Origin of the sequence: Pseudomonas sp. NPDC088322 (genome assembly GCF_044740745.1) — a bacterium.
Lineage (GTDB): Bacteria > Pseudomonadota > Gammaproteobacteria > Pseudomonadales > Pseudomonadaceae > Aquipseudomonas > Aquipseudomonas shirazensis.
In genome coordinates this window covers 355,929-372,750 of record NZ_JBIURK010000001.1, presented here as the reverse complement: position 1 = coordinate 372,750, position 16,822 = coordinate 355,929, and the positions used below count along the sequence as shown (strand labels likewise).

At 61.6% G+C, this 16,822-nt stretch carries 16 protein-coding genes; 3 read left to right on the top strand and 13 right to left on the bottom strand.

What is annotated here, in order from left to right:
- Window positions 1-17 precede the first annotated feature (17 nt).
- On the top strand, window positions 18-2,594 hold the full coding sequence (gene mutS, locus ACIOAU_RS01685) for a DNA mismatch repair protein MutS (RefSeq protein ID WP_401179549.1): 2,577 nt from the start codon (window positions 18-20) through the stop codon (window positions 2,592-2,594).
- A gap of 140 nt (window positions 2,595-2,734) precedes the next feature.
- Entirely contained in the window at window positions 2,735-3,058 is a 324-nt protein-coding gene (gene fdxA, locus ACIOAU_RS01680) for a ferredoxin FdxA (protein WP_101317303.1), read from the top strand.
- 499 nt (window positions 3,059-3,557) lie between these two features.
- Here fdxA and rpoS read toward each other — a convergent pair whose 3' ends face one another.
- The 8 genes from rpoS to ACIOAU_RS01640 all read right to left on the bottom strand — a co-directional run bounded on the left by rpoS (window position 3,558) and on the right by ACIOAU_RS01640 (window position 10,741).
- Entirely contained in the window at window positions 3,558-4,565 is a 1,008-nt protein-coding gene (gene rpoS / locus ACIOAU_RS01675; RefSeq protein WP_101317301.1) for an RNA polymerase sigma factor RpoS, read from the bottom strand.
- Between the two features lie 108 nt (window positions 4,566-4,673).
- Entirely contained in the window at window positions 4,674-5,528 is an 855-nt protein-coding gene (locus ACIOAU_RS01670) for a peptidoglycan DD-metalloendopeptidase family protein (protein WP_103436343.1), read from the bottom strand.
- Between the two features lie 201 nt (window positions 5,529-5,729).
- Complete coding sequence (locus tag ACIOAU_RS01665; protein ID WP_178080818.1) at window positions 5,730-6,368, bottom strand: protein-L-isoaspartate(D-aspartate) O-methyltransferase; 639 nt, start codon at window positions 6,366-6,368, stop codon at window positions 5,730-5,732.
- A gap of 38 nt (window positions 6,369-6,406) precedes the next feature.
- Window positions 6,407-7,156 (bottom strand): 5'/3'-nucleotidase SurE, encoded by a 750-nt coding sequence (surE, locus tag ACIOAU_RS01660; protein WP_150570857.1) that lies wholly within the window; start codon window positions 7,154-7,156, stop codon window positions 6,407-6,409.
- Window positions 7,144-8,202, bottom strand: coding sequence for a tRNA pseudouridine(13) synthase TruD (truD, locus tag ACIOAU_RS01655; RefSeq protein WP_150572018.1), 1,059 nt, complete (start codon window positions 8,200-8,202; stop codon window positions 7,144-7,146). Before truD ends, surE begins: the two co-directional genes overlap by 13 nt.
- Window positions 8,199-8,672 carry a 2-C-methyl-D-erythritol 2,4-cyclodiphosphate synthase gene (ispF, locus tag ACIOAU_RS01650; protein WP_401179542.1) on the bottom strand — a complete coding sequence of 158 codons (474 nt, stop codon included), beginning with the start codon at window positions 8,670-8,672 and terminating at the stop codon, window positions 8,199-8,201. The genes truD and ispF overlap by 4 nt, the downstream gene beginning before the upstream one ends.
- A gap of 93 nt (window positions 8,673-8,765) precedes the next feature.
- A complete protein-coding gene (fghA, locus tag ACIOAU_RS01645; protein WP_150572019.1) occupies window positions 8,766-9,620 on the bottom strand; it encodes an S-formylglutathione hydrolase in 855 nt (284 codons plus the stop codon).
- An 8-nt stretch (window positions 9,621-9,628) separates the two neighbouring features.
- On the bottom strand, window positions 9,629-10,741 hold the full coding sequence (locus ACIOAU_RS01640; protein ID WP_103436338.1) for an S-(hydroxymethyl)glutathione dehydrogenase/class III alcohol dehydrogenase: 1,113 nt from the start codon (window positions 10,739-10,741) through the stop codon (window positions 9,629-9,631).
- 107 nt (window positions 10,742-10,848) lie between these two features.
- Between ACIOAU_RS01640 and ACIOAU_RS01635 the strand changes: the two genes are divergently transcribed.
- Window positions 10,849-11,745 (top strand): LysR substrate-binding domain-containing protein, encoded by an 897-nt coding sequence (locus tag ACIOAU_RS01635; RefSeq protein WP_181088645.1) that lies wholly within the window; start codon window positions 10,849-10,851, stop codon window positions 11,743-11,745.
- Window positions 11,746-11,748: 3 nt separating this feature from the next.
- On the opposite strand, the gene ispD is transcribed toward ACIOAU_RS01635, so the two are convergent.
- From ispD to ACIOAU_RS01610, 5 genes are all read right to left on the bottom strand, one after another.
- Complete coding sequence (ispD, locus tag ACIOAU_RS01630; RefSeq protein ID WP_259075548.1) at window positions 11,749-12,456, bottom strand: 2-C-methyl-D-erythritol 4-phosphate cytidylyltransferase; 708 nt, start codon at window positions 12,454-12,456, stop codon at window positions 11,749-11,751.
- Window positions 12,453-12,734, bottom strand: coding sequence for a cell division protein FtsB (ftsB, locus tag ACIOAU_RS01625; RefSeq protein ID WP_101317280.1), 282 nt, complete (start codon window positions 12,732-12,734; stop codon window positions 12,453-12,455). The genes ispD and ftsB overlap by 4 nt, the downstream gene beginning before the upstream one ends.
- Before the next feature lie 158 nt (window positions 12,735-12,892).
- Window positions 12,893-14,182, bottom strand: a complete 1,290-nt coding sequence (gene eno, locus ACIOAU_RS01620; protein ID WP_101317278.1) for a phosphopyruvate hydratase — start codon at window positions 14,180-14,182, stop codon at window positions 12,893-12,895.
- 154 nt (window positions 14,183-14,336) lie between these two features.
- Window positions 14,337-15,182 carry a 3-deoxy-8-phosphooctulonate synthase gene (gene kdsA, locus ACIOAU_RS01615; protein ID WP_401179535.1) on the bottom strand — a complete coding sequence of 282 codons (846 nt, stop codon included), beginning with the start codon at window positions 15,180-15,182 and terminating at the stop codon, window positions 14,337-14,339.
- 3 nt (window positions 15,183-15,185) lie between these two features.
- The gene (locus ACIOAU_RS01610; RefSeq protein WP_101317274.1) at window positions 15,186-16,814 is read right to left on the bottom strand and encodes a CTP synthase; all 1,629 of its coding nucleotides are present in this window, start codon (window positions 16,812-16,814) and stop codon (window positions 15,186-15,188) included.
- Window positions 16,815-16,822 lie beyond the last annotated feature (8 nt).

Here is a 16,822-nt window from a genome sequence, read left to right as displayed (position 1 = left end):
ACGCTGTAAGGCCCCGAATGTCTGACCTCTCCGCGCACACTCCAATGATGCAACAGTACTGGCGGCTGAAAAATCAGCACCCGGACCAGTTGATGTTCTACCGCATGGGCGATTTCTACGAGATCTTCTACGAAGACGCGAAGAAAGCCGCCAAGCTGCTGGACATCACCTTGACCGCGCGCGGTCAGTCGGCCGGCCAGTCGATCCCGATGTGCGGGATACCGTTCCATTCGGCAGAGGGCTACCTGGCCAAGCTGGTCAAGCTCGGCGAGTCGGTGGTGATCTGCGAGCAGATCGGTGATCCGGCGACCAGCAAGGGCCCGGTCGAGCGTCAGGTGGTGCGTATCATCACTCCTGGCACGGTGAGCGACGAGGCGCTGCTCGATGAGCGCCGCGACAACCTGATTGCCGCCGTGCTCGGCGATGAGCGGCTGTTCGGCCTGGCCGTGCTGGACATTACCAGCGGCAACTTCAGCGTGCAGGAAATCAAAGGCTGGGAAAATCTGCTGGCCGAGCTTGAGCGGATCAACCCGGTCGAGCTGCTGATCCCGGATGACTGGCCACGCGACCTGCCGGCCGAGAAGCGCCGCGGTTGCCGGCGCCGCGCCCCGTGGGACTTCGACCGCGATTCGGCGCGCAAGGGCCTGTGCCAGCAGTTCGCGACCAAGGACCTCAAGGGCTTTGGTTGCGACAAGCTGACCCTGGCGATCGGTGCCGCAGGCTGCCTGCTGACCTACGCCAAGGAAACCCAGCGCACCACCCTGCCGCACTTGCGCAGCCTGCGCCACGAGCGCATGGACGACACGGTGATCCTCGATGGCGCCAGCCGGCGCAATCTGGAGCTGGACATCAACCTGGCCGGTGGCCGCGACAACACTCTGCAATCGGTCATCGACCGTTGCCAGACCGCCATGGCCAGCCGCCTGCTGAGCCGTTGGCTGAACCGCCCGCTGCGCGACCAGAAGGTGCTGCAAGCGCGTCAGGAATCGATCCGCTGCCTGCTCGACGGCTATCGCTATGAAAAGCTGCAGCCGCAACTCAAAGAGATTGGCGACCTGGAGCGGATCCTGGCCCGGATCGGCCTGCGTAACGCCCGTCCGCGCGACCTGGCGCGACTGCGCGACGCCCTCGCCGCCCTGCCTGAGCTGCAAAATGCCATGGCAGATCTGGAGGCGTCGCACCTGGCCCGCCTGGCGGCCATCACCGGCACTTACCCGGAGCTGGCCAGCCTGCTCGAGCGAGCCATTATCGACAACCCGCCCGCAGTTATCCGCGACGGTGGTGTGCTCAAGACCGGCTACGACAGCGAGCTCGACGAGTTGCTGGCCATGAGCGAAAACGCCGGCCAGTTCCTGATCGACCTGGAAGTGCGGGAAAAAGCCCGCACCGGCCTGCCCAACCTCAAGGTGGGCTACAACCGGGTGCATGGTTACTTCATCGAGCTGCCCAGCAAGCAGGCCGAACAAGCGCCTGCCGACTACATCCGTCGGCAGACCCTCAAGGGCGCCGAGCGCTTCATCACGCCAGAACTGAAAGCCTTCGAAGACAAGGCGCTGTCGGCCAAGAGCCGAGCCCTGGCGCGTGAGAAGATGCTCTACGATGCGTTGCTGGAAAACTTGATCGGTCACCTCGCGCCGCTGCAGGACAGCGCCGCAGCACTGGCCGAGCTGGACGTGCTGAGCAACCTCGCCGAGCGCGCTCTGACCCTCGACCTGAACTGCCCAAGCTTTGTTGACGAGCCCTGCCTGCGTATCGAGCAAGGCCGCCACCCCGTGGTCGAGCAGGTGTTGACCACGCCGTTCGTGGCCAACGACCTGGGCCTGGACGACAGCACGCGTATGCTGATCATCACCGGCCCGAACATGGGCGGTAAATCGACGTATATGCGCCAGACCGCACTGATCGTGCTGATGGCGCACATTGGCAGTTTCGTCCCGGCGGCGCGCTGCGAGCTGTCGCTGGTCGACCGCATCTTCACCCGTATCGGCTCCAGTGATGATCTGGCCGGCGGCCGTTCGACCTTCATGGTCGAGATGAGCGAGACTGCCAACATCCTGCATAACGCGACCGACCGCAGCCTGGTGCTGATGGATGAAGTCGGTCGTGGCACCAGCACCTTCGACGGCCTGTCGCTGGCCTGGGCCGCCGCCGAGCGCCTGGCGCAACTGCGCGCCTATACCCTGTTCGCCACGCATTACTTCGAATTGACGGTACTGCCCGAGAGCCAGCCGCTGGTGGCCAACGTGCATCTGAACGCCACCGAGCACAACGAACGCATTGTCTTCCTGCACCACGTCCTGCCAGGCCCTGCCAGCCAGAGTTACGGCCTGGCGGTGGCGCAACTGGCCGGCGTACCCGGCCCGGTGATTCAACGTGCACGCGAGCACCTGAGCCGACTGGAAACTGCCAGCCTGCCTGGCGAGACTGTAACCAGCCCAGGCAAAGCTGTGCATGACCCGCATGTCCCGCACCAGAGCGACCTGTTTGCCAGCCTGCCGCATCCTGCCATCGACAAGTTGGGCAAGCTCGACCTGGATGGCATGACCCCGCGCCAAGCTATCGAAATGCTATATCAACTGAAGAACCTGTTATAACGGCTGTCTGCGCAAGCTGGTAGAATCCCGCGCGGTTTGCTGGTGCTGCAGGTTATTAGCCTGGCCTGCAGCCACATACCTGTGAACCGTGCTGCCCTGCAAGGAAGGGCATGCAGCCGTTGCCTGAGGAGAAAATTAGAATGACCTTCGTCGTCACCGACAACTGCATCAAGTGCAAATACACCGACTGTGTGGAAGTGTGTCCGGTGGACTGCTTCTATGAAGGCCCGAACTTCCTGGTCATTCATCCGGACGAGTGCATTGACTGCGCGCTGTGCGAGCCAGAGTGCCCGGCACAGGCGATTTTCTCGGAAGACGAAGTGCCTGCCGGCATGGAGAACTTCATCGAGTTGAACGCCGAGCTGGCGGAGATCTGGCCGAACATCACCGAGCGCAAAGATGCCATGGCCGACGCTGAAGAGTGGGATGGCAAGCCTGGCAAGATTGCTGATCTGGAACGCTGATACGCTTGGCGCATCTGGTTCGAACAAAGCGGCCCTCGGGTCGCTTTTTTTGTGCCCGGCGAGAATCGCGAGCTCAAATCGCAGGCAAAAAAAAGGGGCGGTATGAACCGCCCACATTTTTTTCCGTAGTCCCTGCTTGTCCCTGTACATCATCCTGATGAATCGCGTCCTGCGATGTCCTTGGCCTTCATCCTGAGAGCCTGTGCCTGTCCGTTGGCACAGTTCAGATACTAGCGATTTCAGCGGAACAGACAACGTGGAGATTTCTCTGATTGTTACAGCGGACATATTTCCACATGTCTAATAATTCTTTATTTATCAGCTACTTACGAATTCATAACTACTAAAAACGACAATGATTTACTTACCCATAGGCCAATGTCCTACGCTGGCCGTAAGCAATCTCGTACGCTAGCTGCAACAAGGGTGGCAGCTACAACATTCTCAAGGAAAAAAAAAACGCCCCGAGAAATCGGGGCGTTGTTCGACGCAATCAGCGCTACTGGAACAGCGACTCGCTGGACAGACCGTTCTTCTCGAGAATCTCGCGCAGACGCTTGAGCCCCTCGACCTGAATCTGCCGAACCCGCTCACGGGTCAGGCCAATCTCCAGGCCGACATCCTCAAGGGTGCTGCTTTCATGGCCGCGCAGACCAAAGCGGCGTACCACCACTTCACGCTGCTTGTCGGTCAGCTCACCCAGCCACTGATCGATGCTCTGCGACAGATCATCGTCCTGCAGCAGTTCGCAAGGGTCGGTCGGGCGATCATCGGTGAGGGTATCGAGCAGGGTCTTGTCGGAGTCAGGCCCCAGGGAAACATCGACCGAAGACACCCGCTCGTTGAGCCCGAGCATGCGCTTGACCTCTGCAACCGGCTTCTCGAGCAGGTTGGCGATTTCTTCGGGGGACGGCTCGTGATCGAGCTTTTGCGTCAGCTCACGCGCAGCGCGCAGGTAGACGTTGAGTTCCTTGACCACATGGATCGGCAGGCGAATGGTGCGCGTCTGGTTCATGATGGCGCGTTCGATGGTCTGACGTATCCACCAAGTGGCGTAGGTGGAGAAACGGAAGCCACGCTCTGGGTCGAATTTCTCTACCGCTCGAATCAGGCCAAGGTTGCCTTCTTCGATCAAATCGAGCAGTGACAAGCCGCGATTGACGTAACGACGGGCGATTTTCACAACTAGGCGCAGGTTGCTTTCGATCATGCGCTTGCGACCTGCAGGGTCGCCTTTTTGCGAAAGCCGTGCGAAATGCACTTCCTCTTCGGGAGAGAGCAACGGCGAGAAGCCGATCTCATTGAGGTACAGCTGAGTCGCATCGAGTGCCCGAGTGTAGTCGATGTACTTGTGCTGTTTGAGCGATGAGGCCGATTTGGCCTTGGTCCGAACCGCAGATACAGCAGGTTCGTCTGACACCACATCCGTTTCCAAAACGATGCCGGTCTCCATCAGGAGAAGGTCATCGTCGATGTCAAACTCCGGCACTTCTTTGCTGAGAGCCATTGTTATAGTCCTTTGCTGAGTTCGAACTCAGACTCTAGCGGCACCTGATTCCGTGGCAGCGCTGGAGCCTGTCCCCTCTACATCCAAGGAACAGGCCGGGTGCAACATTCAACGACGTGGCAAGAACTGGAGCGGATCGACGGGTTTGCCCTGACGGCGGATTTCAAAATGCAGTTTCACCCGGTCAGTGCCCGTGGACCCCATTTCAGCAATAGCCTGCCCTGCCTTGACCTGCTGCCCTTCCCGTACCAACAGCCTGCGGTTGTGACCGTAGGCACTGACGTAGGTATCGCTGTGTTTGATGATGATCAGTTCGCCGTAGCCCCTTAATCCACTCCCGGCGTATACCACTGCACCACCAGACGCAGCAAAAACAGGCTGTCCCAAATCACCGGCGATATCAATGCCTTTATTCAAACTACCGTTTGAAGCAAATTTTCCAATTAATACGCCGTTGGCGGGCCATGTCCAGCCGCCAGCCGTACGCTCTGCGGCGGGGACTGTGGTAACGGTCGTGGTGGTGCTCGATGGGGCGCTGGTTATCACCTTGCCACCACTGACGGACGGTACAGGTGTGCCCACCGGGCGCCGGGTAACGGTGGTCTTGCTCGAGGACGAAGGGCTGGAAACCACGGTGGTACTACCGGTCGAACCACTGTTGAAGCGGATCGGCTGACCTGGGCGAATGGTGTAAGGCGCCGGAATGTTGTTGCGCGCTGCCAGCTCCTTGTAGTCCCAGCCGTAACGGAAGGCGATCGAGAACATCGTGTCGCCCGGTTTGACGATGTATTGACCAGTGGTCACGGTCGGCCGCTTGGGCGCTGCGTTGTTGCGGTCCACCACCCGGGCGCTGCTCGAGCCGGTACTGGAACAGCCCGTCAGCAGCGTGCCCATGGCGAGTGCCACCACCAGGAGCTTGAAAAACGACCGATCCTTGCGCTGCAGACTGATTGTGTGACCCACCCGCGCTCCCCTCATGGTGCCGAAAACCGACTAAACAAAATGCAATAATGTTGCAATTATAACCGAGCCCACTGAAGTGTGGGCGCGCAGGCAAAACATCAAAAGTCTTTCAGGACGTGCTTGGTTTTTTCAGCACTCGCCCGCCACATAGACAGGTACACGCCACAGGAATTCGTTGCAGCTGCAAATATTCCCTGTGACTCAGGCCAGCGGGCCATTGAGCAGCGGCACAAAGCGCACCGTACCCATGACTCGTCGAGAGAAGCCGTGCTCTTCACGGACGATCATCAACAGCTGCTGTTGCTCGCCAGCGGGGCCAACCGGGATCACCAGGCGCCCGCCAGGTGCCAGTTGATCGAGCAGCGCTTGCGGCACCTCAGGCGCCACGGCCGTCACGATAATGCCGTTGTAGGGCGCCAGCGCCTGCCAGCCATCGCAGCCGTCGCCCCAGCGGAACACGACATTGCGCAGGTTGAGTTCGAGCAGCCGCTCCTTGGCCCGGTCCTGCAGGACCTTGATCCGCTCTACCGAGAACACTCGCTCGACCAACTGCGCCAGCACCGCCGTCTGATATCCCGAGCCTGTGCCGATTTCCAGCACCTTGTCCAAGGGGCCGGCCTCGAGCAGCAGCTCGCTCATGTGCGCAACCATGAACGGCTGGGAGATGGTCTGGTTGTGCCCGATCGGCAGCGCGGTGTCTTCGTAGGCGCGGTGCGCCAGTGCTTCATCGACGAACAGATGACGCGGCGTACGGCGGATCACGTCAAGCACCTTGGGGTTGGATACGCCCTCTTCGGTCAGACGCTGGATCAGCCGTTCGCGGGTACGTTGCGAGGTCATGCCAATTCCGCGGCGTTGCAGATCGTCCTGTTCGCGCATCAGAGCACGCCCTCCAGCCAGCCGCTGAGCTGGTCGAAGGCATCGTTGAAGGTGCGGTCGAGCTGCAGCGGGGTGATCGACACATAGCCCTGCATAACGGCATGGAAGTCGGTACCCGGGCCGCCATCCTCGGCGTCCCCGGCCACGGCGATCCAGTAGCCTTCCTTGCCGCGCGGGTTGACCACCTTGGTGGGCGCCGCCGCACGTGCACGATGGCCCAGCCGGGTGACCTGAATACCGCGGATATGCTCCAGCGGCAGGTTGGGGATATTGATGTTGAGCACGGTGCGCGGGGGCAACTGCAGGCGCGACTGCGCCTCGACCAGGCGCCGGGCAATATGGGCTGCAGCGGGCAGGTTGTCGGGCTGGCGCGACACCAGCGAGAACGCCAGCGAGGTGCCACCGAGAAAACGCCCTTCCAGCGCAGCGGCGACGGTGCCGGAATACAGCACGTCATCGCCCAGATTGGCGCCCAGGTTGATCCCCGAGACGACCATCTCCGGCGTTTGCGGCAACAGCCCGTTGAGCCCCAGGTGGACACAATCGGTGGGCGTGCCATTGAGGCTGATGAAGCCATTGGCCAGAACCTGCGGATGCAGTGGCCGGTCCAGCGTCAGCGAACTGCCGGCGCCGCTCTTGTCTTGGTCCGGGGCGATCACCGCGCACTCGGCATAGTCCGCCAGCGCTGCATGCAGCGCGGCGAGGCCCGGGGCGGTAACACCGTCGTCGTTGGAAATCAGAATACGCATGGGCTGTCCGTCTGCCCTACCGGCACCAGATCGACTAGCTCGCGCACCACGACGGTGGCGAAGCATCCGGCCGGCAGGACGAATTCCAGTTGCAGGATATCAAGCTCGGGATAATGCCACGTCAGGCCGCCAATAGGGAGCCGCAGGATGCGCCGTTCGTGACTCATGCCCGCCCGCGCCAGCCAATGTCCCAATGCAGCATGTTGTGCACCGACAGCGGACTCCAGTTCGGCGGTGGCGCCGGTGGTTGGCGTAGGCCCCTCCCCCCACAGCGGACCGGTCGGGTGCAGGTCGAGAATGGCCAGACGCGGATCGGCGCACTCGGCCTCGCCCGCCGGGAAGAAGCTGCGGCTATCGGTGAACGCCAGCAAGTCGCCCACCTGTGCCCGCTGCCAGCTGCCGTCGGCGACCCGCGCTGCCAGCACCTGGTTGAACAGGTAGCTGCGTCCGGCCGAGAGCAGCCGCGAACGCACATTGCGCTGCTCGGGCAGGGCGGCACGCTCGGCCCAGCTCTGCGCATCCTGGACATTGCCGCCGCCATGGCCAAAGCGCTGGCTACCGAAGTAGTTGGGCACGCCTTGGGCCTTGAGCTGGTGCAAGCGCGCATCCAGCGCGGCATGGTCAGCCGTCAACGCTGTCAGGCGCAGAGTGAAACCGTTGGCCGAATGCGCGCCGCGCTGCAGCTTGCGCAGGTGCCGGTCGCGCTTGAGGATGCGCAGGGTGTCGTCTTCGGCGCGGCTCAGGTCAGGGTCGGCCTTGCCCGGCAGGTGCAGGCTGAACCACTGGCGGGTCAACGCCTGACGGTCCTTGAGGCCGGCATAGCTGATCGCGCGCAGCGGCACACCGGCGGCGCGGGCCAAGCGGCGGGCGGCTTCTTCGGTGTTGAGGTCGCGTTTCTCGACCCACAGCCAGAGGTGTTCACCCTGCCCGGTCAGCGGAATGTCGAGCACTTCATCGACCTGGAAGTCTTCCGCGACTGCCTTGAGCACAGCGCTGCCCAGCGCTTCACCCGAAGCGCGTGGCCCGAGCAGTTCCAATTCGGTCATAGCGCCAGCAGCAGGGCTACCGCATGCACGGCGATCCCTTCCTCACGGCCAGTGAAACCGAGCTTCTCGGTGGTGGTGGCCTTGACGTTGACCTGGTCGAGCTCGACCTGCAGGTCGGCGGCGATCAACTGGCGCATGGTTTCGATATGCGGGGCCATTTTCGGCGCCTGGGCAACAATGGTGGCGTCGACGTTGCCGACCTTCCAGCCTTTGGCATGGACCACAGCCAGCACGTGACGCAACAGCACGCGGCTGTCGGCGCCCTTGAACTGCGGGTCGGTATCCGGAAAGTGCTTGCCGATGTCACCCAGCGCAGCGGCGCCGAGCAAGGCGTCGCTCAGTGCATGCAGCACTACGTCGCCATCGGAATGGGCCAGCAGGCCGTATTTGTGAGGAATCTGCACCCCACCCAAGGTAATGAAATCACCGTCGGTAAACCGGTGCACATCGCAGCCATGGCCAATACGCATAGAAAAACGCCCTGATAAAGTCAGGGCGGGATTCTACCTGCTTTGCACAGGCTTGGGCGCAGTTGTTGGGCCGCAGTGCGGCCCACGTAGCAGTTACAGGCGACCCAGCGCAGCGGCATGGTGGCGCAGGTGGTCATCGATGAAGCTGGCGATGAAGTAGTAGCTGTGATCGTAGCCCGGCTGCAGGCGCAAGGTCAGCGTATGACCAGCCTTGCGGGCGGCCTGCTCGAGCGCCTCGGGTTTGAGCTGGGTGGCGAGAAAATCATCCCGATCCCCCTGCTCGATCAGCAACGGCGGGCATTGCCCGGCCGGGGCTTCGGCCAACAGCACGCTGGCATCCCACTCGCGCCAGCGGGCGCGGTCTTCGCCCAGATAACGGGAGAACGCCTTCTCGCCCCACGGGCAGTCCATCGGGTTGCAGATCGGCGAAAACGCCGACACCGACTGATAGCGGCCAGGGTTGCGCAGGGCGCACACCAGCGCGCCGTGGCCGCCCATGGAGTGGCCGCTGATACTGCGTTGATCCGACGCCGGGAAGTGCGCCTCGACCAGCGCGGGCAGTTCCTCGACCACGTAATCATGCATGCGGTAGTGCTGCGCCCAGGGCTGCTGAGTGGCATTCAGGTAGAAACCTGCGCCGAGGCCGAAATCCCAGGCGCCATCGGGATCAGCCGGTACCTGCTCGCCCCGCGGGCTGGTGTCGGGTGCAACGATGATCAGCCCCAGCTCGGCAGCCAGGCGCTGGGCGCCAGCCTTCTGCATGAAGTTTTCGTCGTTGCAGGTCAGGCCGCTCAGCCAGTACAGCACCGGCAGCTTGGCACCTTGTTCGGCCTGCGGCGGCAGGTACACGGCAAACACCATGTCGCAGCCGAGCACCTTGGACTGATGCCGGTAACGCTTGTGCCAGCCGCCGAAGCTTTTCTGGCAGGAGATGTTTTCCAGGCTCATGGCTGACCTCAGAAGTGGATCACGCTGCGGATGCTTTTACCTTCGTGCATCAGGTCGAAGGCTTTGTTGATGTCTTCCAGGCCCATGGTGTGGGTGATGAAGGTATCCAGCGGGATCTCGCCCTGCTGCGACATCTCGACGTAGCTTGGCAGTTCGCTGCGACCACGCACGCCACCGAACGCCGAACCGCGCCAGACGCGCCCGGTCACCAGTTGGAACGGACGGGTGGCGATTTCCTGGCCGGCACCGGCCACGCCGATGATCACCGACTCGCCCCAGCCCTTGTGGCAGCATTCCAGCGCCGCTCGCATCAGTTGCACGTTGCCGACGCACTCGAACGAGTAATCCACACCGCCATCGGTGAGGTCGACGATGACCTCCTGGATAGGCCGGTCATAGTCCTTCGGATTGATGCAATCGGTGGCACCCAACTGGCGGGCGATCTCGAATTTGCTCGGATTGATATCGACGGCGATGATGCGCCCGGCCTTGGCCTTGGCCGCACCGATGATCGCCGACAGGCCGATACCGCCCAGGCCGAAGATGGCCACGGTGTCGCCTTCTTTGACCTTGGCGGTATTGAGCACGGCGCCGATGCCGGTGGTCACGCCACAGCCGAGCAGGCAGACTTTTTCCAATGGCGCTTCTTTCTGGATCTTGGCCACGGATATTTCCGGCAACACGGTGTACTCGGAGAACGTCGAGGTGCCCATGTAGTGGAACAGTTGCTGGCCCTTGTAGGAGAAGCGCGTAGTGCCATCAGGCATCAGGCCTTTACCCTGGGTCGCACGGATTGCCTGGCACAGGTTGGTCTTGCCAGAACGGCAGAACTTGCACTGGCCACACTCGGGGGTGTACAGCGGGATCACATGATCGCCTACGGCAACCGAGGTCACGCCCTCGCCTACTGCCTCGACAATACCGCCACCTTCATGGCCGAGAATCGACGGAAAAATGCCTTCCGGGTCAGCGCCCGACAGGGTGTAGGCGTCGGTATGGCAGACACCGCTGGCAACGATGCGCACCAGCACTTCACCGGCTTTTGGCATGGCGACATCGACTTCAACGATTTCCAGCGGTTTGTTGGCCTCGAAGGCTACGGCGGCACGGGACTTGATCATCAGGATCTCCAGCGAGTGGTGGGCAATCCATCCAGTGTAATTCAGCGCACTTTGATTAATAATCCTGACCAAGACAAAACATTATTGCCATACAGGGATAATCAATGATCAATCGCTGGGAAGGCATCGATGAATTCGTGGCCGTGGCCGAGCTTGGCCAGTTCACCGCCGCAGCGGAGCGCCTGGGCGTATCGTCCTCGCATGTCAGCCGCCAAATCGCTCGCCTCGAAGAACGCTTGCAGACCCGCTTGCTCTACCGCAGCACCCGCCGGGTAACCTTGAGCGAGGCCGGGCAGACTTTCCTGCAGCACTGCCAGCGCTTGCAGGATGGCCACGAGGAGGCTCTGCGGGCGATGGGCGATCTTGCCAGCGAGCCCAAGGGGCTGTTGCGCATGACCTGCGCCGTGGCCTATGGCGAGCGTTTCATCGTGCCACTGGTGACGCGCTTCATGACCCAGTACCCGCAGCTGCGGGTCGAGGTCGAGTTGAGCAATCGCACCCTGGACCTGCTCCACGAGGGCATGGACCTGGCGATCCGCCTGGGCCGCCTGCAGGACTCACGTCTGGTCGCCACACGCCTGGCACCGCGACAGATGTACCTGTGCGCCTCGCCGGCTTATCTGGAGCGCTACGGCCGGCCGCACAGCCTATCGGAACTGGCTCGGCACAACTGCCTGATTGGCAGCAGTGATGTCTGGGCGTTGAAACAGGAAGGTCGTGAACTGAGCCAACGGGTGCAGGGCAACTGGCGCTGCAACAGTGGTCAGGCAGTGCTGGATGCCGCACTGCAGGGGATTGGATTGTGTCAGTTGCCGGACTATTACGTGCAGGAGCATTTGCGTAGCGGCGCACTGGTATCGCTGCTCGAAGCGCATCAGCCGCCCAATACCGCGGTGTGGGCGCTGTATCCGCAGCAACGGCATCTCTCGCCCAAGGTCAGAAGGCTGGTGGATTACTTGAAGGCGGAGCTTGGACAGTTGCCGGAATACGCAGGCAGTGCCTGAGTGTCAACCGCGTGCCGACCAACGCTGGCGTAACCACTCCAGATCTTCGGGGCGGGTAACCTTGATGTTGTCGCTGCGCCCTTCCACCAGGCGCGGAGCCAATCCCGACCACTCCATCGCCGACGCCTCGTCGGTCACCGTCACATCGGATACCAGGCATTCGGCCAGTGCCCGGTGCAGGGCACCGAGGCGGAACATCTGCGGCGTGAAGGCTTGCCAGATGGTGCTGCGGTCAACCGTGGCGCTGACCCGGCCATTGCTGTCGGCGCGCTTGAGGGTGTCGCGGGCCGGCACTGCAAGCAAGCCGCCCACCGCATCGTCAGCCAGTTCCGCCAGCAACCGGTCGAGGTCACTGCGAGCCAGGTTAGGCCGTGCGGCGTCGTGTACCAGCACCCAGTCGCCATCTGCCGCGCCTTGAGCGTGCAGCAACAACAAGGCATTGAGCACGGAGTCGGCCCGCTCGCGCCCGCCGGCAGCACGCTGGATACGCGCATCGTTGGCGCAGGCCAGGCCTGGCCAGTACGGATCGTCGCCAGCAATGCTGACCACCACCCCTTTGAGCGAGGGATGGCCTAGAAAACAGTCGAGGCTGTGCTCGATAATCGTCCGCCCGCCCAACTGCAGGTACTGCTTGGGACGGTCGGCAGCCATTCGCGCACCGACCCCGGCAGCGGGGATCACGGCCCAGAAGGCCGGCAGTGGCGAGGTCATTTCTGTGGCAACTGGAAGAGGGTTTCGCCCTCTTTGACCATGCCCAATTCGTGACGGGCCCGTTCCTCGACGGTCTCCATACCTTTCTTCAACTCCATGACTTCTGCGTCGAGCACGCGATTACGCTCCAGCAGCCGTTCGTTTTCGGCGTGCTGTTCGTCGATCTGCTGCTTGAGCTCGGTCACTTGCGCGAGGCTGCCACTGCCCACCCAAAGGCGGTACTGCAGGCCACCCAGCAACAGGAGCAAGATGAGAAACAACCAATAAGGACTGCGCATCAAAGTATCCAGGATTAAAAGGCCGCCGCTGCGGGGCTTCCGATAGCACGAAGCCTGGCCGAGGCCAGGCTTCGTTGACAGAAACCCGTAGGAGGTGTCTGAAAGCTCAGTAAGAACGCTCAGACAGCCTCGGCAGCTGCCTTTTTACCATCTCTTGCTTAGCCGCGAAACTCGTCGCGACCACGGTACACCGCCTTGGCGCCCAGTTGCTCTTCGATGCGCAGCAGCTGGTTGTACTTGGAGACGCGGTCGGAACGGCACAGCGAGCCGGTCTTGATCTGGCCAGCGGCAGTGCCGACAGCCAGGTCAGCGATGGTCGAGTCTTCAGTTTCGCCGGAGCGATGCGAAATCACTGCGGTGTAGCCGGCAGCCTTGGCCATCTGGATGGCTTCGAGGGTTTCGGTCAGCGAGCCGATCTGGTTGAACTTGATCAGGATCGAGTTACCGATGCTCTTGTCGATGCCTTCCTTGAGGATCTTGGTGTTGGTGACGAACAGGTCATCGCCAACCAACTGGATCTTCTCGCCGATCTTGTCGGTGAGGATCTTCCAGCCAGCCCAGTCGGACTCGTCCAGACCGTCTTCGATGGAGATGATCGGGAAGCGCTCGGTCAGGCCTTTGAGGTACTCGGCAAAGCCTTCGGAGTCGAACGACTTGCCTTCACCGGACAAGTTGTACTTGCCGTCTTCGTAGAATTCGCTGGCAGCGCAGTCCAGGGCCAGGGTGACATCGGTGCCCAGCTTGTAGCCAGCGTTGGCAACGGCTTCGGCGATGGCTGCCAGAGCGTCTTCGTTGGAGGCCAGGTTTGGTGCGAAACCACCTTCGTCACCGACTGCGGTGTTCAGGCCACGGGCCTTGAGCACTGCTTTGAGGTGATGGAAGATTTCGGTGCCCATGCGCAGGCCGTCGGAGAAGGTCTTGGCGCCAACCGGCTGGACCATGAACTCTTGAATGTCGACGTTGTTGTCGGCGTGCTCGCCGCCGTTGATGATGTTCATCATCGGTACTGGCATCGAGTACTGGCCTGGAGTGCCGTTGAGGTTGGCAATGTGCGCGTACAGCGGCAGGTCCTGGTCCTGTGCGGCGGCTTTGGCAGCTGCCAGCGACACGGCGAGGATAGCGTTGGCGCCCAGCTTGGCCTTGTTCTCGGTGCCGTCCAGTTCGATCATGGCGCGGTCGAGGGCTTTCTGGTCAACCGGGTCCTTGCCCAGCAGCAGGTCGCGGATCGGGCCGTTGATGTTGGCAACGGCTTTGAGTACGCCCTTGCCCATGTAACGGCTCTTGTCGCCATCACGCAGCTCCAGCGCTTCGCGCGAGCCGGTGGAAGCACCGGACGGCGCGCACGCGCTGCCGATGATGCCGTTGTCGAGCAGTACATCGGCTTCCACGGTGGGGTTGCCACGCGAATCGAGAACTTCACGACCTTTGATGTCGACGATCTTTGCCATTGTTGTAAGCACTCCAGAATTGACGAAAACAACGCAGCTTAGGGAATTCGAGCCTTTCACCAGGCGAATATGCAGAGGGCAGACCTGGCGAAGGGGAGCCCCTGACCCGAGGGTCAGGGGTAGAACGGGCGGTACTTTACCCGAGAAATGAGTGTTACGCGGTTTCTACCGTCGGAAAACTTTTCACCAGGTCGTCCAATTGCTTGAGCTGGGCCAGGAATGGCTCCAGTTTGTCCAGGCGCAGCGCGCATGGACCATCGCACTTGGCGTTGTCCGGGTCCGGGTGTGCTTCCAGGAACAACCCGGCCAGACCCTGGCTCATGCCAGCCTTGGCCAGGTCGGTGACCTGGCCGCGGCGGCCGCCGGCAGAGTCCGAGCGACCACCCGGCATCTGCAGGGCATGGGTCACGTCGAAGAACACCGGGTACTCGAACTGCTTCATCAGGCCAAAGCCGAGCATGTCCACAACCAGGTTGTTGTAGCCGAAGCTCGAGCCACGTTCGCACAGGATCAACTGATCGTTACCCGCCTCGACGCACTTGGCCAGGATGTGTTTCATCTCCTGAGGTGCAAGGAACTGGGCTTTCTTGATGTTGATCACTGCGCCGGTCTTGGCCATCGCCACGACCAGATCGGTCTGACGCGAGAGGAAGGCCGGCAACTGGATGATGTCGCAGACTTCGGCAACCGGTGCAGCCTGATACGGCTCGTGCACGTCGGTGATGACCGGCACGTGGAAGGTCTGTTTGATCTCTTCGAAGATCTTCAGCCCTGCTTCCATGCCCGGGCCGCGGTAGGAGCTGACCGAAGAGCGGTTGGCCTTGTCGAAACTGGCCTTGAACACGTAAGGGATACCGAGCTTTTCGGTAACCCGCACGTACTCTTCGCAAACCTTCATGGCCAGATCACGCGACTCCAGCACGTTCATGCCACCGAACAGAACGAACGGCTTGTCGTTGGCGATCTCGATGTTACCGACGCGAATGATCTTCTGGGTCATGGATCAGGCCTTGTTCTTCTGGACCAGTGCCGCCTTGACGAAGCCGCTGAACAGCGGATGACCGTCACGCGGGGTGGAAGTGAACTCGGGGTGGAACTGGCAAGCAACGAACCACGGATGGTCCTTCGACTCGACCACTTCGACCAACGCGCCGTCACCGGAACGCCCGGAAATCTGCAGGCCAGCTTCAATCATCTGCGGCAGCAGGTTGTTGTTGACCTCGTAGCGGTGGCGGTGACGCTCGACGATGACGTCCTTGCCATAGCAATCGTGGACCTTGGAGTTGCCGATCAGCTGGCATTCCTGGGCGCCCAGACGCATGGTGCCGCCCAGATCGGAGGCTTCGGTACGGGTTTCGACGGAACCGGTGTTGTCGGCCCACTCGGTAATCAGACCCACCACCGGGTGCTCGCTGTTGCGGTCGAACTCGGTGGAGTTGGCGTCAGCCCAGCCCATTACGTTACGGGCGAACTCGATCACGGCAACCTGCATGCCCAGGCAGATACCCAGGTACGGCACCTTGTTCTCGCGAGCGAACTGGACCGCCTTGATCTTGCCTTCGACACCGCGCAGACCGAAGCCGCCCGGGACCAGAATGGCATCAGCACCTTCGAGCAGGCTGGTGCCCTGGTTCTCGATGTCTTCGGAGTCGATATAACGCAGGTTGACCTTGGTGCGATTCTGAATGCCGGCGTGGCTCATCGCTTCGATCAGCGACTTGTACGCATCCAGCAGCTCCATGTACTTGCCGACCATGGCGATGGTGACTTCATGCTCAGGGTTGAGCTTGGCGTCGACCACCTTGTCCCACTCGGACAGGTCAGCGCTGTCGCACTGCAGGCCAAAGCGCTCGGTGACGAAGTCGTCCAGACCCTGTGCATGCAGGATGCCCGGGATCTTGTAGATGGTGTCGGCATCTTCCAGCGCGATCACCGCACGTTCTTCAACGTTGGTGAACTGGGCGATCTTGCGGCGCGACGAGTTGTCGATCGGGTGATCGGAACGGCATACCAGCACGTCAGGCTGCAGGCCGATCGAGCGCAGTTCCTTGACCGAGTGCTGAGTCGGCTTGGTCTTGGTCTCGCCAGCAGTGGCGATGTACGGCACCAGCGTCAGGTGCATCAGCATCGCGCGCTTGGCGCCGACTTCGAAGCGCAACTGGCGGATCGCCTCGAGGAACGGTTGCGACTCGATGTCGCCGACCGTGCCGCCGATTTCGACCAGGGCCACGTCAGCGTCGCCAGCACCCTTGATGATGCGGCGCTTGATTTCGTCGGTGATGTGCGGGATGACCTGAATGGTCGCGCCCAGGTAATCACCACGGCGCTCTTTGCGCAGCACGTGCTCGTAGACACGGCCAGTGGTGAAGTTGTTGTTCTGGGTCATCGTGGTGCGGATGAACCGCTCATAGTGGCCCAGGTCAAGGTCGGTCTCGGCGCCGTCATGGGTGACGAACACCTCACCATGCTGGAACGGGCTCATGGTGCCTGGATCGACGTTGATGTACGGATCCAGTTTGAGCATGGTGACCTTAAGCCCCCGCGCTTCCAGGATGGCCGCCAGGGAAGCCGAGGCAATGCCTTTCCCCAATGAAGAAACAACACCGCCCGTGACGAATATGTAGCGCGTCATGAAAAACC